Origin of the sequence: Seohaeicola zhoushanensis (assembly GCF_014656415.1) — a bacterium.
Classification (GTDB): Bacteria; Pseudomonadota; Alphaproteobacteria; order Rhodobacterales; family Rhodobacteraceae; genus Seohaeicola_A; species Seohaeicola_A zhoushanensis.
This window is the reverse complement of the sequence record NZ_BNCJ01000001.1, coordinates 458,102-478,540: the sequence shown is the minus strand read 5'-3', so window position 1 is coordinate 478,540 and position 20,439 is coordinate 458,102. Positions and strand designations below refer to the sequence as shown.

At 67.2% G+C, this 20,439-nt stretch carries 18 protein-coding genes; 9 read left to right on the top strand and 9 right to left on the bottom strand.

Annotation, left to right across the window (positions count from 1 at the left end; translation table 11 throughout):
* Window positions 1-19 precede the first annotated feature (19 nt).
* Together trpB and IE266_RS02290 are read left to right on the top strand one after the other, a co-directional pair.
* Complete coding sequence (gene trpB / locus IE266_RS02295) at window positions 20-1,249, top strand: tryptophan synthase subunit beta (protein ID WP_189678412.1); 1,230 nt, start codon at window positions 20-22, stop codon at window positions 1,247-1,249.
* A gap of 149 nt (window positions 1,250-1,398) precedes the next feature.
* Window positions 1,399-2,286, top strand: a complete 888-nt coding sequence (locus IE266_RS02290; RefSeq protein WP_189678411.1) for a hypothetical protein — start codon at window positions 1,399-1,401, stop codon at window positions 2,284-2,286.
* A 156-nt stretch (window positions 2,287-2,442) separates the two neighbouring features.
* On the opposite strand, the gene IE266_RS02285 is transcribed toward IE266_RS02290, so the two are convergent.
* The 4 genes from IE266_RS02285 to IE266_RS02270 form a co-directional block, all read right to left on the bottom strand.
* Window positions 2,443-3,219, bottom strand: a complete 777-nt coding sequence (locus IE266_RS02285; protein ID WP_189678410.1) for an enoyl-CoA hydratase-related protein — start codon at window positions 3,217-3,219, stop codon at window positions 2,443-2,445.
* A 4-nt stretch (window positions 3,220-3,223) separates the two neighbouring features.
* Entirely contained in the window at window positions 3,224-3,601 is a 378-nt protein-coding gene (locus tag IE266_RS02280) for a DUF2237 family protein (protein WP_189678409.1), read from the bottom strand.
* 10 nt (window positions 3,602-3,611) lie between these two features.
* Window positions 3,612-4,775, bottom strand: a complete 1,164-nt coding sequence (locus IE266_RS02275; RefSeq protein WP_189678408.1) for a serine hydrolase domain-containing protein — start codon at window positions 4,773-4,775, stop codon at window positions 3,612-3,614.
* Window positions 4,776-4,867: 92 nt separating this feature from the next.
* Complete coding sequence (locus IE266_RS02270; RefSeq protein ID WP_189678407.1) at window positions 4,868-8,071, bottom strand: reductive dehalogenase; 3,204 nt, start codon at window positions 8,069-8,071, stop codon at window positions 4,868-4,870.
* Window positions 8,072-8,182: 111 nt separating this feature from the next.
* Between IE266_RS02270 and IE266_RS02265 the strand changes: the two genes are divergently transcribed.
* The 3 genes from IE266_RS02265 to IE266_RS02255 are packed head-to-tail and all read left to right on the top strand — an operon-like array spanning window position 8,183 to window position 11,348.
* Entirely contained in the window at window positions 8,183-9,325 is a 1,143-nt protein-coding gene (locus IE266_RS02265; RefSeq protein WP_189678406.1) for an NADH:flavin oxidoreductase/NADH oxidase, read from the top strand.
* Between the two features lie 4 nt (window positions 9,326-9,329).
* On the top strand, window positions 9,330-9,653 hold the full coding sequence (locus tag IE266_RS02260) for an NIPSNAP family protein (protein ID WP_189678405.1): 324 nt from the start codon (window positions 9,330-9,332) through the stop codon (window positions 9,651-9,653).
* A gap of 12 nt (window positions 9,654-9,665) precedes the next feature.
* Complete coding sequence (locus IE266_RS02255) at window positions 9,666-11,348, top strand: sulfatase-like hydrolase/transferase (RefSeq protein WP_189678404.1); 1,683 nt, start codon at window positions 9,666-9,668, stop codon at window positions 11,346-11,348.
* Between the two features lie 211 nt (window positions 11,349-11,559).
* Here IE266_RS02255 and IE266_RS02250 read toward each other — a convergent pair whose 3' ends face one another.
* Window positions 11,560-12,312 (bottom strand): SDR family NAD(P)-dependent oxidoreductase, encoded by a 753-nt coding sequence (locus tag IE266_RS02250; RefSeq protein ID WP_189678403.1) that lies wholly within the window; start codon window positions 12,310-12,312, stop codon window positions 11,560-11,562.
* Between the two features lie 134 nt (window positions 12,313-12,446).
* Between IE266_RS02250 and IE266_RS02245 the strand changes: the two genes are divergently transcribed.
* The 4 genes from IE266_RS02245 (at window position 12,447) to IE266_RS02230 (ending at window position 17,015) form a co-directional block, all read left to right on the top strand.
* Entirely contained in the window at window positions 12,447-13,391 is a 945-nt protein-coding gene (locus tag IE266_RS02245) for an MBL fold metallo-hydrolase (RefSeq protein WP_189678402.1), read from the top strand.
* Window positions 13,388-13,861: a methyltransferase family protein gene (locus IE266_RS02240; RefSeq protein ID WP_189678401.1), complete on the top strand. Its 474-nt coding sequence runs from the start codon at window positions 13,388-13,390 to the stop codon at window positions 13,859-13,861. Before IE266_RS02245 ends, IE266_RS02240 begins: the two co-directional genes overlap by 4 nt.
* A gap of 130 nt (window positions 13,862-13,991) precedes the next feature.
* Window positions 13,992-15,566 carry a Re/Si-specific NAD(P)(+) transhydrogenase subunit alpha gene (locus IE266_RS02235; RefSeq protein WP_189678400.1) on the top strand — a complete coding sequence of 525 codons (1,575 nt, stop codon included), beginning with the start codon at window positions 13,992-13,994 and terminating at the stop codon, window positions 15,564-15,566.
* A gap of 15 nt (window positions 15,567-15,581) precedes the next feature.
* On the top strand, window positions 15,582-17,015 hold the full coding sequence (locus tag IE266_RS02230; protein ID WP_189678399.1) for an NAD(P)(+) transhydrogenase (Re/Si-specific) subunit beta: 1,434 nt from the start codon (window positions 15,582-15,584) through the stop codon (window positions 17,013-17,015).
* Between the two features lie 207 nt (window positions 17,016-17,222).
* On the opposite strand, the gene IE266_RS02225 is transcribed toward IE266_RS02230, so the two are convergent.
* From IE266_RS02225 to glcF, 4 genes are all read right to left on the bottom strand, one after another.
* The gene (locus tag IE266_RS02225; protein WP_189678398.1) at window positions 17,223-17,690 is read right to left on the bottom strand and encodes an Hsp20 family protein; all 468 of its coding nucleotides are present in this window, start codon (window positions 17,688-17,690) and stop codon (window positions 17,223-17,225) included.
* Between the two features lie 144 nt (window positions 17,691-17,834).
* Window positions 17,835-18,257 carry a hypothetical protein gene (locus IE266_RS02220; RefSeq protein ID WP_189678397.1) on the bottom strand — a complete coding sequence of 141 codons (423 nt, stop codon included), beginning with the start codon at window positions 18,255-18,257 and terminating at the stop codon, window positions 17,835-17,837.
* The gene (locus IE266_RS02215) at window positions 18,254-19,033 is read right to left on the bottom strand and encodes a trypsin-like serine peptidase (RefSeq protein ID WP_229863885.1); all 780 of its coding nucleotides are present in this window, start codon (window positions 19,031-19,033) and stop codon (window positions 18,254-18,256) included. The genes IE266_RS02220 and IE266_RS02215 overlap by 4 nt, the downstream gene beginning before the upstream one ends.
* A gap of 116 nt (window positions 19,034-19,149) precedes the next feature.
* Entirely contained in the window at window positions 19,150-20,433 is a 1,284-nt protein-coding gene (glcF, locus tag IE266_RS02210) for a glycolate oxidase subunit GlcF (RefSeq protein WP_189678395.1), read from the bottom strand.
* Window positions 20,434-20,439: the final 6 nt, after the last annotated feature.

The window sequence follows — 20,439 nt, the reverse complement described above, 5'->3', positions numbered from 1 at the left end:
ACCCAGGGGGAGCCGTGCCATGCCCGACGATCTGATCAACTCCTACAAGACCGGTCCGGACGAGAACGGTCGTTTCGGCATCTTCGGCGGGCGCTTCGTCTCCGAGACGCTGATGCCCCTGATCCTGAGCCTCGAGAAGGAATACGAGAAGGCCAAGACCGACCAGTCCTTCTGGGACGAGATGGACGATCTCTGGACCCATTACGTCGGCCGCCCCTCGCCGCTCTATTTCGCCGAGCGCCTGACCAATCACCTCGGCGGCGCCAAGGTCTACATGAAGCGCGACGAGCTGAACCACACCGGCGCGCATAAGATCAACAACGTGCTGGGCCAGATCATCCTCGCCCGCCGCATGGGCAAGACCCGCATCATCGCCGAGACCGGCGCCGGCCAGCACGGCGTGGCCACCGCCACCGTCTGCGCCAAGTTCGGCCTGAAATGCGTGGTCTACATGGGCGCGCATGACGTCGAGCGGCAGAAGCCCAACGTATTCCGGATGCGCCTGCTGGGCGCCGAGGTGGTGCCGGTGACCTCCGGCCGCGGCACGCTCAAGGACGCGATGAACGACGCGCTGCGTGACTGGGTGACCAACGTGCGCGACACCTTCTACTGCATCGGCACCGTGGCGGGCCCGCACCCCTATCCGGCGATGGTGCGCGACTTCCAGTCGATCATCGGCAAGGAGGTCCGCTGGCAGTTGGCCGAGCAGGAAGGCGAAGGCCGCCTGCCCGACACGGTGATCGCCGCGATCGGCGGCGGGTCGAACGCCATGGGGCTGTTCTTTCCCTTCCTCGACGATCCCAGCGTGAAGATCATCGGCGTCGAGGCCGGCGGCAAGGGCGTCGACCAGCGGATGGAGCATTGCGCCTCGCTCACCGGCGGGCGCCCCGGCGTGTTGCATGGCAACCGGACCTACCTGCTGCAGGACGACGACGGCCAGATCCTCGAAGGTTTCTCGATCTCGGCGGGCCTCGACTATCCGGGCATCGGGCCGGAACATGCCTGGCTGCATGACGTCGGCCGGGCGGAATATGTCTCGATCACCGACAAGGAGGCGCTCGAGGCCTTCCAGCTCTGCTGCACCCTCGAGGGGATCATCCCGGCGCTGGAGCCGTCCCACGCGCTGGCCCACGTGATGAAGATCGCGCCGACCCTGCCCAAGGACCATATCATCGTGATGAACATGTGTGGCCGGGGCGACAAGGACATCTTCACGGTGGCAAAACACCTCGGATTCGAGATCAGCTGAAGCGTCCCAGCTGGGACGGGGGGTCAAGCCATTGCTTTCCTTGACCTTTCACCGAGTGACCCCGAAAACGCCCCCCCGCGGCCGCGAGACTTGATCGCGGCCCGCACGCGGCTAGACTTGGCCGCGTGACCCCCTGGGGAGGTGAGGCGATGCGCGCCATCCTGGCCATTCTGCTGTTGATCCTGACCGCCGCCCCCCTGCGGGCGCAGAGCGGGCCCGAGGAGATGGTGCGCTGGATCTACGGCTCGCTCACCGGGCTCGGATCGGAGAAGGGACTCGCCTATCTCGCCGCGCCCGAGCGGCGGGCGCAGTATTTCTCCTCGCGCATGGTGCTCTTCTACGACTCCGAAGACAGCTATACCGCCGTGGGGCAGATGGGCTGCCTCGACTTCGGGCTGGAAGTCAGCGGCCAGGATTACAACGCCGCCGAGATCACCCAGACCCTGACGATCAGCGCCCAGGACAAGGGCACCCGCAAGATCGTCACCGCCTCCTTCTCGAACTTCGGCCAGGTGACGCGGATCAATTACCATTTCGTCGACCAGGGCGGCTACTGGCGCATCGACGACATCAGCGGGCCGGGCTGGCGCGTCTCGGACATGGCCTGCGAGGCGCGCGGCGTGACCGAGGCCGAGCGCAAGGAGAAGGCGAAGAAGAAAGGCGACGCGGTGGCCGGACCGGCCTATACGGCGGGCGCTGCGGAATATTGCTATCGCCGGGGTATCGACACGCTGCGGATGAACGTCGGTGCCGACGGGATGGCAGAGTTCCAGCTGCACAGCGTCCAGCCCAGCGGGCACAAATGCGAGGCCGAGGGCCGCGCGGCCTGGACCGGCGACGGCTGGCTCTATGCCGAGCGGCTGGCCGGGGGCGACTGCCGGATGGAGATCCTCATCACCGCCGACCAGGGGCTACGGTTCACCGACGATGACCGCTCGTGCAAGGCCTCGCTTTGCGGGCCGAGCGCGGTGCTGGACGGGCTGCAATACCCGCGCAGCAGCCAGGTCGACTGCGCCTACCTGCCCGCGAAACGCTGAGCGCGCCTGCCGGCCGGCGCGCCGGCGGCGCTGATGCTTTGGAGTATTTGGAAAGAGAAGAAGCAGCAGGTTTGGGCGCGCGCCCCATGCTTCTTCTCTTTCCAAATACTCACTTCGACAAGGACCGCCCGCGCTGCCCGGCGAAGGGGGCGCCGCCTAGCGCGCCCATTTGTCGACGTCGCGCGCGATGCGGGTCGGGTCCATGAAATGGCCGATCATCACCTCGGTGGCATGGGCATAGGCCTGATCCAGCGGCATCTCGATCTGGCGGTAGAGCGCCTGCTTGCCATCGGCCACCGCCCTGGGGTGGCGTGTCGCCAGGGTGCGGGCGAAGCCGGTCACGAAGGGCATCAGCTCCTCTGCTGGCAGGATGCGGTTGATGAGCCCCGCCGAAAGCGCCCATTGCGCATCGACCGGGGTGCCCGACAGCGCCAGTTCCATCACCTGCTTGCGCCCGACCGCGCGGGCGACGGCCACGGCGGGGGTCGTGCAGAAGCCGCCGTTGACCACGCCCGGCAGGCAGAAGCTGGACTCGGGCGTCGCATAGGCCAGGTCGCAGGAGGCCAGCAGTTGCAGCCCGCCGGCGGTGGCGATGCCTTCGCAGGCGGCGATCACCGGCTTGGGCGAAAGGGTGATGGCCTGCATCAGCTCGGAACAGGCAGTGAAGAGGTCGCGCAGATAGGCCTCGCCCTGGTCGGGGTCGGCGCGGTGACGGGCGATCTCCTTGAGGTCGTGGCCGGCGCAGAAGATCTTGCCGGGGCCGTGCAGCAGGATCACGTTGATATCGTGGTCCGCCCCGGCGGCGCCAATCGCCTCGTGCAGTGCGCCGATCATGGCGCGCGAGAGCGGGTGCGCCACGCCATTGCCCAGCGTGAGGGTCAGCACCCCCTCGGCGCGGGAAAGCTCGGCCAGCGGCGGCTGCATCTGGTTCATCGCCTTACACCCTGTCGATGGCGTGCTGTTTCAGCACCTCGAGCGGCACGATGTCGAGCGCGCGGAGGTGGGTCGAGGCAAGGCTGATCTGCGGCGCGCAGCCCTCGTCCGCCGCCTGCAGGAAGCGCCCGGCGCAGAGGCACCAGCGGTCGCCCGGCTTCAGCCCGGCAAAGCCGTATTCCGGGCGCGGGGTCGAGAGGTCGTTGCCGACGTATTTCGAATAGGCGAGGAACTCGGCCGTCATCACCGCGCAGACGGTATGGCTGCCCTGGTCGGCCGCGCAGGTGTTGCAATGGCCGTCGCGGAAAAACCCGGTCATCGGCCTGGTCGAGCAGGGCGAAAGCGACTGACCCAGCACGTTGACGCTGTCTTCCGGTTCCATGACGTCCCCCTCAGAGCCCGCGCGCGATGGCGCGCATCGCCTCGATATTGCCCTCGTTCACGCCCGGGTCGCGGAAGCGGCGGTCGGCGGCGGTGACGACGATCACCACGCCCCTGGCCCGGTCAATATACAGGTACTGCCCATAGATGCCACGGCCCAGCACCTCGCCCGGTTCGGCGCCGACGGGGATCCACCACTGGTAGCCATAGCCGATCTTGCCCGGCGCGGTCGGGGCCGAGGGCGCGGTCGAGGCCTCGATCCAGTCGCGCGGCACCACCTGCTGGCCGTTGTAGGAGCCGTCCTGCTGCACCATCAGCCCGAAGCGCGCATAGTCGCGGGTGGTGATGTTCAGCCCGCCCAGCACGAAGGCGACGCCGGCGCCATCGGTGATGTAATAGGCCTCGCGCTCCATCCCCAGCGGGCTCATGATCTTCTCGGCCAGCAGGTCGGGCACCGACCGACCGGTTGCACCGCGGATCACCATGCCGATGACATGGGTGTCGATCGAGACGTATTGCCACTGCTTGCCCGGCTCGATGAAGCGGTCCTTGAGGGCGATGGTGAAATCGTCGAGCTCGCGGCCCAGCGCAACCACCCTTCCCATGCGGTTGATGTCGGAATTGTAGTCGAGGTAGTCCTCGTCGAAGGTCACGCCGCTGGCCATGTTCAGCACGTTGCGGATGGAGGCGCCGTCATAGGCGCTGCCCTTCAGCCGCGGGGCATAGCGCGTCACCGGATCGTCGAGCGAGGCGATGGCCCCTTCGGAGAGCAGCACGCCGAAGAGGGTGGAGAGATAGCTCTTGGCCAGCGACCACGAGATGCGGCGGTCATCCGGCGTCGTGCCAAGGAAATAGTCCTCGTAGACGATCTTCCCGTCCTTCAGCACCAGCAGCGAGGTCAGGGCCCGGTCGCGGATCCAGGCGTCGGTGCCGGCGGGCAGGCTTGCCGTCTCGCCCCTGGGCAGGTCGATGGCCGGAGAGGTGCCGCGCGGCACGGGGGTGGTCAGGAAGGCCTTGTCCATATGCGAGAAGTTCGAGACGATCCGGGACTCGGAGAAGAGCGAGTTGACCGCCCAGAGCCGCATCAGCTCGTCGCGTTTCCACAGGCCGACGACGACGGCCGCCAGCAGCAATGCCAGCAGAACGCGGCCGAGCCACTTCCCGAATGTGCGCATTTCGTCCCTCTTTTTCTTGTTGCGCCAACCTATGCGGGGAAATTGCGTTCGGGCAATGGGTTGATTGTACAATGTTTCCGCGCGCGACGGCGTCAGAGGTCCACGACGATCTCGCCGCCGGGGTCGGCGGCGCGGCTCTGGCAGAGGATGACCCAGTCCCGGCGCTGCGCGGTGGAGAGCACGAAATCGCGGTGTTCGACCGCGCCCGAGACCAGCTTGCAGCGGCAGACGCCACAGAGACCGTCGGAACATTTGACGTCGATATGCACGCCGTTGGCGGTCAGCACGTCGGTGGCCGTCCTGTCGGCAGGCACCTCGAAGCTGCGTCCGTCGGTCAGGGCCAGGGTGAAGGGATGGTTGACGTAATCCGGCACCTCGGGGACCGAGAAGTATTCGAGGTGCCGCGCCTCTTCCGGGAAGCCCGCCGCCTCGGCGGCGGCGATCACGGCGGACATGTAGCGATCGGGGCCGCAGGTGTAGACATGCCAGCCGGGGCGATAGCCGGCGAGCAGCGCGTCGAGGTCGGCTCGGCTGCCCTCGTCCGAGACGTGCAGGCGCACATGGTCGGCCCAGGGCATCGCCGCGAGATCGGCCAGGTATCCGGCCCCGGCGCGCGAGGGAATTGAGTAATGCAGCTCGAAGTCGCGGCCCAGCGCGTGCAGGCGGTGGGCAAAGGCGATCATCGGGGTGATGCCGATGCCGCCGCCCATGAGGAAGGTCTTCGCAGCCCCCTCGTCCAGCGCGAAGTGGTTGATGGGGCGCGAGATGAAGACGCGGCGCCCCGGCGTGAAGATGCGGTGCATCAGCTTGGAACCGCCCCGGCCCTGGTCCTCGCGCAGCACGCCGATCTGGTATTTCGTGCGGTCCGAGGGATCGCCCGACATGGAATATTGCCGCAGGAACTCGGGCGCGACGACGATGTCGAGATGCGCGCCCGCCGTCCATTCCGGGAGGTCTCCACCCTCGGGCAGGCGGAATTCATACTTGGTCACATCCGCGCTCATCTTCTCGGCCAGGCTGACCTCGACCCGCAGCACGGGGGCCTCGCCGGGCAGGGTGTAGCGGTGGACGATGCTGGTATCGCCCGCCGCAAGCCGGGCGCGGTATTCGGCGGCGGGGATCATCGCCTTATAGGCTTCGATGCCCTTCTCCCGATCCATCGGGAAGGGATAGGGCCAGGGGTGCGGCGCCAGCGGGGCGGGGTAGACCGCCAGCGTCTGCTCTTCGTATTTCAGCACCAGATCCTTCTGCAGGTCGCGGCGGTTCACCGGGGCGCGGGCGGGGCGATAGGCGCCGTCCTCGTCCAGCTCGATGTCCCACCACCACTTCTTGGCCGGGTTCAGCCCGCCCTTGCCCACCACGTCATCCAGCTTCGCCAGCGCAGGCGCGGCGGCGGGCAGGGTCATCGCGGCCCAGCGGAACGGCTTTTCGGCAAAGATGCCTTCGAGGTTCCAGGGGCAGGTTTTCATGCAGCGCCCGCACATCGCGCCGCCCTGCGTGGTGATCCGGTAGGTGGCGCATTTCTGGCTGTCCGATTTCCAGATCTCGTAGCCGTTGAACATCAGTTTCGGCCCGGCGGTGATCGCACCCGAAGGGCATTCGCGGGCGCATTTGTTGCAGGACTCGCAGAAGGCCTGCAGGCCGAAGTCGATCGGCTTGTCATGCGCCAACGGCATGTCGGTGGTGACGACGCCAGACTTCAGACGCGGCCCTAAATAGGGGTTCAGGATCACTTCGCCGATGCGGCTGACCTCGCCCAGGCCCGAGAGCAGCAGCAGCGGCGGTTGCAGCACGTCGCCGTCCATCACCGTATGGGCCTTGGCCGAATAGCCCAGGTTGCGGATCTGCCGCGCGATCACCCCGCCCAGCAGCGAGAAGCGCAGGTAGGCGCGCATCGACTGCGCGACCGAGATCCAGTCGTCGCCCGAGGCGCCCTCCATCGTCTCGAAACCCTGGTCGACAATCATGCTGATCGCCTGATCGTGCGGCGGGTCGATCACGGCCCCGGTGGCGTCATGCGAATACCAGGCCCAGTCGGGGCAGCGCGAGATGCCGACGGCATCGACGCCGAGAAAATAGCTCGCGGCCTTGATACTGGCGGCGTTGCGGGCAGCGTCCGACGGGCGGGGGCCATCGGCGGGCGTGCCGTCCTGCAGCAGCACGAAGGCCCCCAGCGCCCGCCGCTGGGCAAAGCTGGGCGCGGCCTTGCGGGCGTAATGGCCGCCCTTGGCCCCCTCTTGCAGGGCCTTGCCCATGTCGCCGAACTGGGCGCGGGCGAACATGTCGGCCCGCTTGGGGACGCGGGCGACATTGGCCTCGTCGATATAGGTGGTCGGGGTATCGCTGCGCTTGAGCTTCTCGAAGGGGTGCGGGCCGTCGGCAAAGTTGCGGGTCGCAAAGGGATCGGGGTTCAGCGCCGAGCGGCGCGACCGGGTGCCGAGCGTCCAGCCGAGGCCATGGATCGCACTGCGCGGCTGCACAGGGTCGAGCGGCAGATCGGGCGCGAGATCCATTGCGCAGGTCAGGGCGGAAAGGCCGAAATCAGACCCTAACCATGGCGCTTTCAGCGTATCGCCGGCCACGTAGGCCAGCCCCGCCGCCACCGCGAGACGGTTGAGACAGACATCCGAAGCCGCTCCGCTATGGGCCTTGGCGTCAAACCCCAGCAGGCGGATGTAATTGGCCAGCACCACGGCCGTCTCGGCCGCGCGCAGGCAGCCCCGCTGCGCCAGCGCGTCGCCGATCCAGTCGCATCCAGACTCGCCCGCCCGCGGGGGGCGCGGGTTCTCGTAGAGGAAGACCACCGCGTGGGTATGGCCCTGGATGGTCGAGGGCGGCGCCTCCATGCTGTCCTTGAGGTCGGCCATGATGACGTCGATGCCCGAGGCCAGCGTCTTGGTCTGCCGGGTGCGCAGATCCTGCGCCAGCCGGGTGATATCGGGGTTCACCACCGGCACGGCCAGATGCGCGGCGGCGGGCAGCTTGCAGATGCCCACCATCGCGGCATCGTTGAAATAACCGAAGGCCTTGATGTGATCGGCCCGTTCGCGCGGATCCGCCGGGATCTCCGCCCGCGCGCGGTTCACCAGCCCGTCGCGGATCGCGTCCATCATCGCCTGGTATTCGCCCATCGCGTTGACGATGCTTTCGGGCGCCTCGGGGCGGTGAAAGCCGACGGGCACCAACGGCGGCACGGCCGAGAGATCGGGCAGATGACCCAGCCGCGCCAGCCGCTCGGTCGGGAACGGCCCCATATGCACGCCGCGATTGCGGTCGGAAAACAACCGGATGCCCATCTGAACCCTCCCCAAGGTATTCCGATCCTGTCGCAGCGCCGCGCGACGCGCAACCACTTGCCAAGCCGGTTCGGAATTGCCAGCCTCGCGCCCGAGGGAGAGGAGACCCCCATGACCATACCCATGCTGTTCACGCCGCTGCAGCTGCGCGACGTGACCTTCGCCAACCGCATCACCGTGGCGCCGATGTGCCAGTATTCGGCGGTGGACGGTTTCGCCAACGACTGGCACCTGGTCCACCTCGGCGCGCTGGCCAAGGGCGGCTTTGCCGCCGTGATGACCGAGGCGGCAGCGGTGCAGGAAACGGGGCGCATCACCCACGGCGACATCGGCCTCTGGTCGGATGCCCATGCCGAGGCGCTGCGGCCGATCATCGATTTCATCCGCGCCAATGGCGCGCTGGCGGGCATCCAGCTGGCCCATGCCGGCCGCAAGGCCGCGATGCAGCGGCCCTGGCGCGGCAATGGCCCGCTGGGCGAAGCGGACCACGCCCTGGGGGACGACCCCTGGGCGGTGATGGCCCCAAGCGCCGTTCCGGTAACCGAAGGCTGGCTGATGCCGCGCGAGATGACGCCGGCGGATATCGCCCGGCTAGCCGAGGATTTCGCCAGCGCCGCGCGCCGCGCCGATGCCCTGGGCTGCGAATTTGTCGAGATCCACTCGGGCCACGGCTACCTGCTGCAAAGCTTCCTCTCGCCGCTGTCGAACAAGCGCAGCGATGCCTATGGCGGCGACCGCCGGGGCCGCAGCCGGGCGCTGCTGGAGGTGGCCGAGGCGGTGCGCGGGGCCTGGCCCGAAGGCAAGCCGCTCTTCGTGCGGATCTCCTCGGTGGACGGTTTCGAGGGCGGCTGGGAGATAGGGGACTCGGTCGAACTGGCCAAGGACCTCAAGGCGCTTGGCGTCGACGTCATCGACTGCTCGTCGGGCGGCAACCAGGGCGCCAGCAAGGTCAGCGCCGGCGCGCCGCTGCCGGCGGGCTACCAACTGCCCTATGCCCAGGCGATCCGGCAGGGTGCGGGCATCGCCACGCAGGGCGTCGGGCTGATCCTCGACGGGCCGCAGGCCGAGGCGGCGCTACAGGCGGGGCAGGCCGATCTCATCGCCATCGGGCGGCAGGCGCTGTTCGATCCGTTCTGGCCGCGCCACCAGGCCTATGACATGGGCGTCAACGCCTTTGCCGATTGGCCCGAACAATACGGCTGGTGGCTGAACCGGCGCGAACGCAGCATCCAGGCAATCAGGGAACAGGGGTGATCCGGTGGCTTTCTACGAATTGAGACAATACAAGGTCCGGCCCGGCTGCATGGAAGCATGGCTCGACCTGATCGAGAACACCATCATCCCCGGCCAGACCGAGGCGGGCTTCGACATCACCGGCAGCTTTCGCGGCGAGGGGGATGACAGCACCTATGTCTGGATCCGCCGCTTTGCCTCGGAAGAGGACAGAAAGAGGCTCTACGATGCGTTTTATGGCACCGAAACCTGGAAATCCGAGCTGCTGCCGAAGGTGGCCGAACTGCTCGACCGCGAGGCGAGCGTGATCACCCGCATCGTGCCGACGGCGACCTCGGCCCTGCAATAGGAGGCCGGGCGCGTGGCGAAGGCAAGGAACATCCTCTTCATCATGTTCGACCAGCTGCGCTGGGATTACCTGTCGTGCTACGGCCACCCGCACCTGAAGACGCCCAACATCGACCGGCTGGCGGCAAGGGGCGTGCGCTTTGACCGCGCCTTCATCCAGTCGCCGATCTGCGGCTCGTCGCGGATGTCGACCTATACCGGGCGCTACGTTCATTCCCACGGGGCGAGCTGGAACGGCATCCCGCTGAAGGTCGGCGAGATGACCATGGGCGACCACCTGCGCAAGGCGGGCATGGGCTGCTGGCTGGTCGGCAAGACGCATATGCGCGCCGACGAGGAGGGCATGGCCCGGCTGGGGCTGGAGCCCGACAGCCTGATCGGCGCGCGGGTGGCCGAATGCGGCTTTGACGTCTTCGAGCGTGACGACGGGATGCTGCCCGAGGGGCCGGATGGCTTTTACGACCCGGACGGGGCGAAGGCATACAACAGCTACCTGCGCGAGAAGGGCTACGAGAGCGACAACCCCTGGCACGACTTCGCCAACTCCGGGCTCGACGCGGCGGGCAACGTGCTCTCGGGCTGGTTCCTCAAGAACGCGCCCGAGGCTGCCAATATCGACGGCTATGACAGCGAAACCCCCTACATGACGCGCCGGGGGATCGAGTTCATCGAACAGGCCGAGGGGCCCTGGTGCTGCCACCTCTCCTATATCAAGCCGCACTGGCCCTATATCGTGCCGGAACCCTACAACACGATGTACGGGCCCCGCCACGTGCTGCCGCCGGTGCGCTCCGAGGACGAACGCGACAACGCGCACCCGGTGCTGCGCGCCTTCATGGACACGCAGATCGGCAAGGCCTTTTCCACCGATCGCGTGCGCAACGCGGTGATCCCGGCCTATATGGGGCTCATCAAGCAGGCCGACGACCAGATGGGCGTGCTCTTCGACTTTCTCGAGGCCAGCGGGCGGATGCAGGACACGATGATCGTCCTCACCTCGGATCACGGCGATTTCCTCGGCGATCACTGGATGGGCGAAAAGACCTTCTTCCACGATGCCGCGATCCGGGTGCCGCTGATCATCTACGACCCCTCGCCCGAGGCGGACGCGACGCGCGGCACAGTCTGCGACGCGCTGGTCGAAAGCATCGACCTTGCCCCCACCTTCGTCGAGGCGGCGGGGGGCGAGGTGCCGGGGCATATCCTTGAGGGCCGCTCGCTGCTGCCGATCCTGCGCGGCGAGGCCAGCGACACCGGGCGCGATGTCGTGATCTGCGAATACGACTATTCCGCCTCGCCCATCGCGGCAAAGCTGAACGCCAGCCCGCGCGAGGCGGTGATGTTCATGGTGGCCAACCGCAAGTGGAAGCTGGTGCATTGCGAGGGCGGGCACCGGCCGATCCTCTTCGATCTGGAAAACGACCCTTCGGAACTTGTCGACCTCGGCGCCTCGGAGGCGCCCGAGCATGTCGCGGCGGTCGAAGAGATGTATGACCACCTGTTCAGATGGACCCGCCGGGTGTCGCAACGCACCACCCGCAGCGAGGCGCAGCTGCTGGAGATGCGCAGCAAGAGCGGCCGGCGCGGCGTGGTGCTGGGGGTCTATGACGAGACCGACGTGCCGCTGGAGCTGACGGTGAAATACCGCGACCGCAAGGCCCGGCCCTGGCGCGAGATCATCTCGGGGGCAGAGTAAGGCCCGAGGTCAACGCCCCCTGGCCGGCGGCGAGCGAGGGGGCGCTGCCCCCGCCGCCCGTTCCGGGCGGCCCCCCCGGAGGTATTTGGAAAGAAGAGAAGCCAGGGGCGCGCGCCTGCTGCTTCTCTTCTTCAAAAATACTCCTGTCCCAGGCCTGTCGCCGGTGCGCCGTCGGGCAGAGGCGTAGGGCGGGGTTCACCCCGCCGCCGGTCTACATCTGGCCGCCCGCGATCTCGATGGTCTGGCCGTTGACGCTCTGGCTGCCGGGGCCGACCAGCCAGAGGGCGGCGGCGGCGATTTCTTCGGGTTCGATCAGCCGCTTGTGGCGGTTGGTCTTGACCATGATTGCGCGGGCGGCCTCTTCGCTGATGCCGGCGCGTTCGGCGATGGAGGCGGTGTTGCGAGTGACGATAGGCGTATCGACGTAGCCGGGGCAGATCGCGTTGAAGGTGAAGGGCTGGCCCAGGTAGTCCTCGGAGAGCGCGCGGGTCAGCCCGATCAGCCCGTGCTTGGAGGCGGTGTAGCAGGGCGCGCCCGCGAGGCCGCGCAGGCCGGCGGCGGAGGAAACCGTGATCACACGGCCCCAGTCGGTCTGCCGCATCGAGGCGAGGCATTCGCGGATGGTGAGGAAGGCGCCGTCGAGGTTGGTCGCCATCATGTTGCGCCAGAAGTCGAGCGTCATCTTGTGCAGCGCGCGGCCCTCGGCAATGCCGGCATTGGCGACGCAGATCTGCACCGGCCCGCGCGCCTTCACCGCTGCCGCGACGGTGTCGATCACCTCGGCCTCGTTGCGCACGTCCATCGCCATGCCGGTGATTCCCTTGCCCGCGACCTCGTCGAGCACCTCCTGCCGCCGCCCGGTGATGGTGACGATTGCCCCCTGCGCCGCGAAGGCGCGGGCGATGGCCAGGCCGATGCCGGTGCCGCCGCCGGTGATGAAGGCGTGTTTGCCCTGAAGTGTCATGATGCTCTCCCCTGTTGTCGCGGAAAGCCTATCCGCATGGGCCGGGCTGGCAAGCCCCTCGGGAATGCGCCGTCACGTCGCTTTACAAACGCATTCACTCATACGAATGTGTGCGCGACCAAGGGAGGAACCCGATGAAACGCCTTGCCGCATTGCTGATCCTGGCCGCCACCGCCGCCACGGCCAGCGAGGACATACCGGACCAGTATCCGCAGTCCGAACTCTACTCCAAGCCGGTGGAGTTCATTCCGCATGTCTTCACCGCCATCGGGGCCACCGCGCCGCCGAGCTACGAGAATGCCGGGCACAACAACAACCTCTCCTTCATCGTCACCGGCGAGGGGGTGGTGGTGGTGAACGGCGGCGCCTCCGCCCGGCTGGCCGCGGCACTGCACGCCGAGATCCGCGCCGTCACCGATCAGCCGGTGGTGCTGGTCATCAACGAGAACGGCCAGGGCCATGCGATGCTGGGCAACAGCTACTGGCGGGATTTGGGAGTCGATATCCTGGCCCATGTCGACGCGGTCGAGGAGACCCGAAAGAACGGCGATTTCATCCTGCAGGGGATGCAGGCCTATAACCGCGACAGGGCCGAGGGCACCCGCGTCGAACATGCCAACCGGACCTTCGAGGAGAGCCATGACCTCACGCTGGGCGGCGTGCATATCCAGGTTCTGCACCTGGGCCCGGCGCATGACCCCGGCGACGCGCAGGTCTGGCTGCCGGACTGGGGCCTGATGATCACCGGCGACATCGCCTTTCACGAGCGTATGCTGCCGATCTTCGAGGGCACCTGCACCAAGTGCTGGATCGAGACATGGGAGACCAGGCTGGAGCCGCTGGCGCCGGTCTACGTGATCCCCGGACATGGCCACCCCACCAACCTGGCCCAGGTGCGCCGCTATACGCATGACTACCTGGTCGACCTGCGGGAAAAGATTGCCGAACATATAGACAGTGGCGGCGATCTGGCGGGGGCCTATTATGTCGACCAGTCGGCCTGGTCGCATCTCGACACCTTCGAGGAGCTGGCGACCAAGAATGCCGGCCGGGTCTTCGAGGAGATGGAGTGGGAATGAGCGAGCAGCGCCTGCCGTTCTGGAAGTGGATCGACATTCCGCCGGTCTGGCTGCTTGGCTTCGCCCTGCTGGCCTGGGCGCAGGGGCGCTGGTGGCCGTTGGGGCTGAGCCTGGCGAACCCGGTGACCGACCTACTGGCGGGCGTCCTGATAGGCGGCGGTATCCTTTTGATGCTGCTCGCCTTTTCCGAGTTCCGCAAGCAGCGCACCACTGTGGTGCCGCATCGCACGCCGTCGCGTCTGATCCAGTCCGGCATCTTCAGCCGCACCCGCAACCCGATCTACCTGGGCGATGCGCTGGTGCTGGCCGGACTGGTGCTGCGGCTGGACGCGGTGGCCTCGCTGGTGCTGGTGGTGCTCTTCGTCTGGGTGATCGAGCGCCGCTTCATCATCCCCGAGGAGAACCGCCTGCGCCGGACCTTCCATGCCGACTTTGCGCGCTACGAACGAAAAGTACGCCGCTGGGTGTGAATCTTTTCAAAAATTACCGCACGTCTGCCTCCCCTGTGCTTGCGCATCGCAGGGCTGCACGTTAGTGGAATCACGACCTGCCGCATGGGCATGCCCGTGACGGATGATTGAGGGAAAAGGGGACCAATCGGTGAGAATAGGCACTCCGACCGAAGTATTTGACGGCGAGAATCGCGTCGCCATGACGCCGGACAGCGCAACCGCCCTGCAGAAGCTGGGCCATACCTGCGTGATCCAGTCCGGGGCCGGGCTGAAGGCGGGCTTCTCGGATGCCGCCTACGAGGCCGCGGGCGTGGAGGTGGTGAAAACCGCTGCCGAGCTCTGGGCCGCTGCCGAGGTGGTGGCCAAGGTGCGCCCGCCGACCGAGGCCGAAGTGGCCATGCTGAAGGACGGTCAGACGCTGATCTCCTTCTTCTACCCCAGCGCCAACGAAGCGCTGATGAAGCAAGCCGCCGACACCGGCGCCAGCGTCATCGCGATGGACATGGTGCCGCGTATCTCCCGCGCCCAGAAGATGGACGCGCTCTCGTCGATGGCCAATATCGCCGGCTACCGCGCGGTGATCGAGGCCGGCAACAACTTTGGCCGCTTCTTCACCGGGCAGGTGACCGCCGCCGGCAAGGTGCCCCCGGCCCGCGTGCTGGTGATCGGCGCCGGCGTCGCCGGTCTTGCCGCGATCGGCACCTCGGCCTCGCTGGGCGCCATCACCCTGGCCTTCGACGTGCGGCCCGAAGTGGCCGAGCAGATCGAGTCGATGGGCGCCGAGTTCGTCTACCTCGACTTCTCCGAGACCCAGCAGGACGGCGCCGCCACCGGCGGCTATGCCGCGCCCTCTTCGCCGGAATTCCGCGAAGCGCAGCTCAAGAAGTTCCGCGAGCTGGCGCCGCAGGTCGATATCGTCATCTCCACCGCGCTGATCCCGAACCGGCCCGCGCCGGTGCTCTGGACCAAGGACATGGTCGAGATGATGAAGCCCGGCTCGGTCATCGTCGACCTTGCTGCCGAGCGTGGCGGCAACTGCGAGCTGACCAAGCCGGACGAGAAGATCGTCACCGACAACGGCGTCACCATCGTCGGCTATACCGACTTCCCGAGCCGCATGGCGGCCCAGGCCTCGACGCTCTATGCCACCAACATCCGGCACATGCTGACCGACCTGACCCCGGCCAAGGACGGCGTCATCAACCACAACATGGAAGATGACGTGATCCGCGGGGCGACGATCACCCATGCCAAGGACGTGACCTTCCCGCCGCCGCCGCCGAAGGTAAAGGCGATCGCGACGCAGAAGCCGAAGGAAAAGGCCAAGGAGCTGACGCCCGAGGAACGGAAGGCGGCCGAAGCGGCGGCCTTCAGGGCGCAGACCAAGCAGCAGGTCATCCTGCTGGTGGTCGGTGCGGCGCTGCTGCTGGGCGTGGGTCTCGTGGCCCCGGCCAGCTTCATGCAGCACTTCATCGTCTTCGTGCTGTCGGTCTTCGTGGGCTTCCAGGTGATCTGGAACGTCTCGCATTCGCTGCACACGCCGCTGATGGCCGTGACCAACGCGATCTCGTCGATCATCATCCTCGGGGCGCTGATGCAGATCGGGTCGGGCAGCTTCATCGTCATCCTGCTGGCCGCCCTCTCGGTCTTCATGACCGGGATCAACATCTTCGGCGGTTTCCTTGTCACCCGGCGCATGCTCGCCATGTTCCAGAAATCGTAAGCGGGGGTCGGGTCAATGGATTACGGATTCACCACGGCAGCCTATGTGGTTGCGGCTGTTCTCTTCATCCTCTCGCTGGGCGGCCTCTCGGGGCAGGAAAGCGCGAAACGCGCGGTCTGGTATGGCATCGCCGGCATGGCGCTGGCGGTTTGCGCCACGCTGATCGGCCCCGGCTCGGGCCTGTGGCTGCTGTCGCTCGTGCTGATCGCGGCAGGCGGCGCCATCGGCTGGTATGTCGCCAAGAAGGTCGAGATGACCGAGATGCCGCAGCTGGTCGCCGCGATGCACTCGCTGGTCGGCCTTGCGGCGGTCTTCGTCGGCTTCAACGCGCATTTCACCATGAAAGCGGTGCAGAAGGCGCATGCGACCGGCGAGGCCGTCACCGGCGAGTTTGCCCAGCTGGTGGCGCACAAGACCCCGATCGAGCTGAACATCCTCTCGGTCGAGCTGTTCCTTGGCATCTTCATCGGCGCCATCACCTTCACCGGGTCGGTCATTGCCTATGGCAAACTGGCGGGCAAGGTGTCGTCGGCGGCGACCAAGCTGCCGGGCGGCCACCTGCTGAACGCGGCGGCGGCGATTGTCTCGGTGCTCTGCCTGTTCTGGTACACCAGCTCGGCCGGGTTCCTGCCGCTCGCGCTGATGACGCTCTGCGCGCTGTTTATCGGCTATCACCTGATCATGGGCATCGGCGGCGCCGACATGCCCGTGGTGGTGTCGATGCTGAACAGCTACTCGGGCTGGGCCGCGGCGGCCATCGGCTTCAGCCTCGGCAACGACCTGCTGATCGTGGTCGGCGCGCTGGTCGGCTCGTCCGGTGCGATCCTCTCCTACATCATGTGCAAGGCAATGAACCGCAGCTTCGTCTCGGTGATCCTCGGCGGGTTCGGCGGCACCGCCGGTCCGGCGATGGAGGTCGAGGGTGAACAGGTCGCCATCGAGGCCGACGGCGTGGCCGCGGCGCTGAACGATGCCGATTCGGTCATCATCATCCCCGGCTACGGCATGGCGGTGGCACAGGCCCAGCAGGGCGTGGCCGAACTGGTCCGCAAGCTGCGCGCCAAGGGCAAGAACGTGCGCTTCGCCATCCACCCGGTGGCCGGGCGTCTGCCGGGGCACATGAACGTGCTGCTGGCCGAGGCCAAGGTGCCCTACGACATCGTGCTGGAAATGGACGAGATCAACGAGGACTTCCCGAGCACGGATGTCGCCATCGTCATCGGCTCGAACGACATCGTGAACCCGGCAGCCCAGGAAGACCCGAATTCGCCCATCGCCGGGATGCCGGTGCTGGAGTGCTGGAAGGCCAAGCAGGTCTTCGTGTCCAAGCGCGGCCAGGGCACCGGCTACTCGGGCATCGAGAACCCGCTGTTCTACAAGGAGAACACGCGCATGTTCTACGGCGACGCCAAGGCCAGCCTCGACAAGCTGATCCCGATGATCGACTGATCGGGACCATCCCGAACCCCGAGAGGGCGGCGCGACATGCGCCGCCCTTTTTCGTTGCGCCGCGCCCCTGGTTTCTCTTCTTTCCAAATACTCGGGGGAGTCGACCGCAGGGAGACGGGGGCAAAGCCCCCCAGACGAGGCCGCCACAAGCAAAAAGCCCGGACGCTCGCGCATCCGGGCCTGTAACCACTTACCGGGGAAAAACGATCAGTTGACGGCCTTCGCCTCGACCACGTCCTTCTCGAGCGCCTTCTGGCTGGCGATCTCGATGCGGCGCGGCTTCAGCGCCTCGGGGACTTCGCGCTCGAGGTCGATGTGCAGCATCCCGTCGGCATGGGTGGCACCGGTGACCTTCACGTGATCGGCCAGGTGGAAGCGGCGCTCGAAGGCGCGGGTGGCGATGCCGCGGTGCAGGTAGGTGCGCGGGGTCTCGTCCTCGGCCTTGCGGGCAGAGACGACGAGGGCCTTTTCCTTCACCTCGACCATCAGGTCGGCTTCCGAGAAACCGGCCACGGCGATGGTGATGCGATAGGCATCCGGCGCGGTCTTCTCGATGTTGTAGGGCGGGTAGGTCGGCTGGCTGACCTCGGTGGTCAGGATCCGGTCCATCAGGTCGGCGAACTGGTCGAAACCGACGGTGGCACGGTGCAGCGGAGCAAAGTCGAACGTACGCATGGAGTCATCCTCTTCCTAGAGCGATATCTGTCTTGCCCTCCGGTAACGGACGGGCGGTGTTGCGATGCCGGGGCCCTCAACAGGCACCCCGGTTCCTCTCAGATGGGAAGGGATTTTCGCGGTTTCAAGACCCGCAGCGCGGCCTCAGCGGCCTTGCTGAAGCGGTTCTTTTTCAAAGAGTTTCGGGCGCGGCTGATAGCGCGCCATCAGGCGGGGCAGGTCCATGCCCAGCCCGACCCGTCCATGCGGCCCGACCGGAACCGCCTGCAGCACCGAGAAAAGGCCGCTCCGCTGGCCCGAGGTGAACTCGGCGCGGCTCGGGGCGAAGGCGATCGTCGCGCAGCCCAGCCCCGACGGCGTCGGCCCATTGGCACAGCCGGTGCGGCCGAGCTTGCCTTTGGCCATCGCCGGGCGGGTCATCTGCCCGGTATGCGTCAGCAGCGGTTGGGCCTTGGCGTTGCGCGCCGCGATATTGCCGCGCAGCCGGTCGAGGTTGCTGCCATCCGCCGCTGCCGGCTGGGCGATCAGCGCGGCCAGCGCCGCGATCAGGACCAGCCGCGCGCTCATGGCTTCACGAACTTCGCGCCGGTGGCGCGGCGGGTGTCGCCGACCATCACCCGCGCGGTGCGCGGCGGCGGCGCGCTGATAAAACCCGCCCCGGCCGAGAGATCAGCCATCAGCAGCGCCAGCGGTTCCTCCAGTTCGGTGCCCAGCGACACCCGCTCGCCCTTGACCTCGGCCTTGGCGGAAACCACCGATACGATCCGCGGCTCGCCGTTCTCGAAGGTGAAGATCGGCGCCCCGGAGGAACCGAAATCGACGTTGCAGGACATCACCAGAACCCCCTGCTGCCGCGCCATCACGCTGCAGACCTCCTGCAGCGCCGGCGCGTCGGCCCGGTCGTGGGCGTATGAGACGATCCCGATCCGGTCGCCTTTGCTGGGCCGGGTCGCGGTCTTGAAGGGCTGTATCGTGGTGTTGCGGATCGGGTGCTGCAGCTCCAGCAGGGCAACATCGTTGCGCACCCGCTCGGGCGAGACCTCGCCGTCGAAGACATAACCCGGATGCACCACCGCCCGGCGCACCTGGCGATAGGCCGAGGCCCGCCCGTTGCGCCACCCGGCAAGGAACTCGATGCTCTCGGGGTCGATCCGCGCCTTGGTGCGCTTGTCGAACATGCAATGCGCGGCGGTCAGCACCAGGTTCGGCGCAATCAGCGCGCCGGTGCAGAAGCCGGTCCCGTTGATATCGAGCCGTCCAACCGCCTCCCAGGCGCGTCCGTCCTCGGTGGTATCCAGCCGTTCGAGCCGCGAATCCGCGCCCGCCGCAACCGGCAGCAGCATCGCCAGCAGAAGTCCGACCCATAGCCGCACGATGTGTCTCCGAAGCTGTTCCATCCGCAGGGCATATACGCGCCTTGGGGCGAAAATGCGGCGACTTGGGGGAATTGCCCCGCGCCTCAGCCCAGCGCCCTCGGCTTCGGCCCGCCACAGGCCCAGTCGAGCAGCTCCACCGTATGCACCACCGGCACCCCGGTGCCCGAGCCGATCTGCATCATGCAACCGATATTCCCCGCGGCGATCACATCCGGCGCCTTCGCCTCCAGCGTCCGCACCTTGCGCGCCTTCAGCTGGGCCGAGATTTCGGGCTGCATCAGGTTGTAGGTGCCCGCCGATCCACAGCACAGATGGCTGTCGGCCGGCTCCACCACCTTGAAGCCCGCGCGCTTGAGCAGGTCCTTGGGGTGGGTCTTGATCTTTTGCCCGTGCTGCAGCGAACAGGCCGCGTGATAGGCCACCGTCAGCCCCCGGTCGGCCCCCTCGGGCAGGCCGAGCTTGACCAGCACCTCGCTCACGTCGCGGGCGATGGCCGAGACCCGCGCCGCATCCGCCGCCAGCGGATCGTTGCGGAACATGTGGCCATAGTCCTTCACGGTAGTGCCGCAGCCCGAGGTGTTGATGACGATGGCGTCCAGCCCCTTGCCATCCATCTCGGCCACCCAGGACCGGATGTTGCGCGCCGCCGCCGCATGGCTCTCGCCCTCGCGGCCCATGTGATGGGTCAGCGCCCCGCAGCAGCCGGCGCCCCGCGCCACCACAACCTCGGCACCCAGCCGGGTCAGCAGGCGGATGGTGGCATCATTGATGTCGGTGTTGAGCGCCTTCTGCGCACAGCCGGTCATCAGCGCCACCCGCATCCGCCGCTCGCCCTTCGCGGCGAAGCTCTGCGGATCGTCGTTGCGGCTGACCGGCGGGATGTGCTTCGGCGCCATGTCCAGCATCGCGCGCAGGCGCGGGTCGGGCATCAGCGCCCGGAACGGCCGCCCGATCTTGGCCCCCAGCAGGGCCAACCGAAAGCGCCCCGGATAGGGCAGGATCCGCGCCAGCAGCCAGCGCAGCGCGCGGTCCATGAAGGGCCGCTTGTAGCGCTCTTCGATATAGGCGCGGGCATGGTCGACAAGGTGCATGTAATGCACCCCCGAGGGGCAGGTCGTCATGCAGGCCAGGCACGACAGGCAGCGGTCGACATGCTTGACCGTCTTCGCATCCGGCACCCGCTCGTTCTCGAGCATGTCCTTGATGAGGTAGATCCGCCCCCGCGGGCTGTCGAGCTCGTCGCCCAGCACCTGGTAGGTCGGGCAGGTCGCGGTGCAGAACCCGCAATGCACGCAGGCCCGCAGGATCTCGTTGGCGCGCGCGGTGCCTGGGTCGCGCAGCTGCTCGGGCGTGAAGGTTGTCTGCATCGGGTG

What these genes read in the sequence shown, in the direction of transcription:
- trpB (WP_189678412.1), top strand. Translation starts at nt 20, where the DNA reads ATGCCCGACGATCTGATCAACTCCTACAAGACCGGTCCGGACGAGAAC.
- IE266_RS02290 (WP_189678411.1), top strand. Translation starts at nt 1,399, where the DNA reads ATGCGCGCCATCCTGGCCATTCTGCTGTTGATCCTGACCGCCGCCCCC.
- IE266_RS02285 (WP_189678410.1), bottom strand. Translation starts at nt 3,219, where the DNA reads ATGAACCAGATGCAGCCGCCGCTGGCCGAGCTTTCCCGCGCCGAGGGG.
- IE266_RS02280 (WP_189678409.1), bottom strand. Translation starts at nt 3,601, where the DNA reads ATGGAACCGGAAGACAGCGTCAACGTGCTGGGTCAGTCGCTTTCGCCC.
- IE266_RS02275 (WP_189678408.1), bottom strand. Translation starts at nt 4,775, where the DNA reads ATGCGCACATTCGGGAAGTGGCTCGGCCGCGTTCTGCTGGCATTGCTG.
- IE266_RS02270 (WP_189678407.1), bottom strand. Translation starts at nt 8,071, where the DNA reads ATGGGCATCCGGTTGTTTTCCGACCGCAATCGCGGCGTGCATATGGGG.
- IE266_RS02265 (WP_189678406.1), top strand. Translation starts at nt 8,183, where the DNA reads ATGACCATACCCATGCTGTTCACGCCGCTGCAGCTGCGCGACGTGACC.
- IE266_RS02250 (WP_189678403.1), bottom strand. Translation starts at nt 12,312, where the DNA reads ATGACACTTCAGGGCAAACACGCCTTCATCACCGGCGGCGGCACCGGC.
- IE266_RS02245 (WP_189678402.1), top strand. Translation starts at nt 12,447, where the DNA reads ATGAAACGCCTTGCCGCATTGCTGATCCTGGCCGCCACCGCCGCCACG.
- IE266_RS02240 (WP_189678401.1), top strand. Translation starts at nt 13,388, where the DNA reads ATGAGCGAGCAGCGCCTGCCGTTCTGGAAGTGGATCGACATTCCGCCG.
- IE266_RS02230 (WP_189678399.1), top strand. Translation starts at nt 15,582, where the DNA reads ATGGATTACGGATTCACCACGGCAGCCTATGTGGTTGCGGCTGTTCTC.
- IE266_RS02225 (WP_189678398.1), bottom strand. Translation starts at nt 17,690, where the DNA reads ATGCGTACGTTCGACTTTGCTCCGCTGCACCGTGCCACCGTCGGTTTC.
- IE266_RS02220 (WP_189678397.1), bottom strand. Translation starts at nt 18,257, where the DNA reads ATGAGCGCGCGGCTGGTCCTGATCGCGGCGCTGGCCGCGCTGATCGCC.
- IE266_RS02215 (WP_229863885.1), bottom strand. Translation starts at nt 19,033, where the DNA reads ATGCTGCTGCCGGTTGCGGCGGGCGCGGATTCGCGGCTCGAACGGCTG.
- glcF (WP_189678395.1), bottom strand. Translation starts at nt 20,433, where the DNA reads ATGCAGACAACCTTCACGCCCGAGCAGCTGCGCGACCCAGGCACCGCG.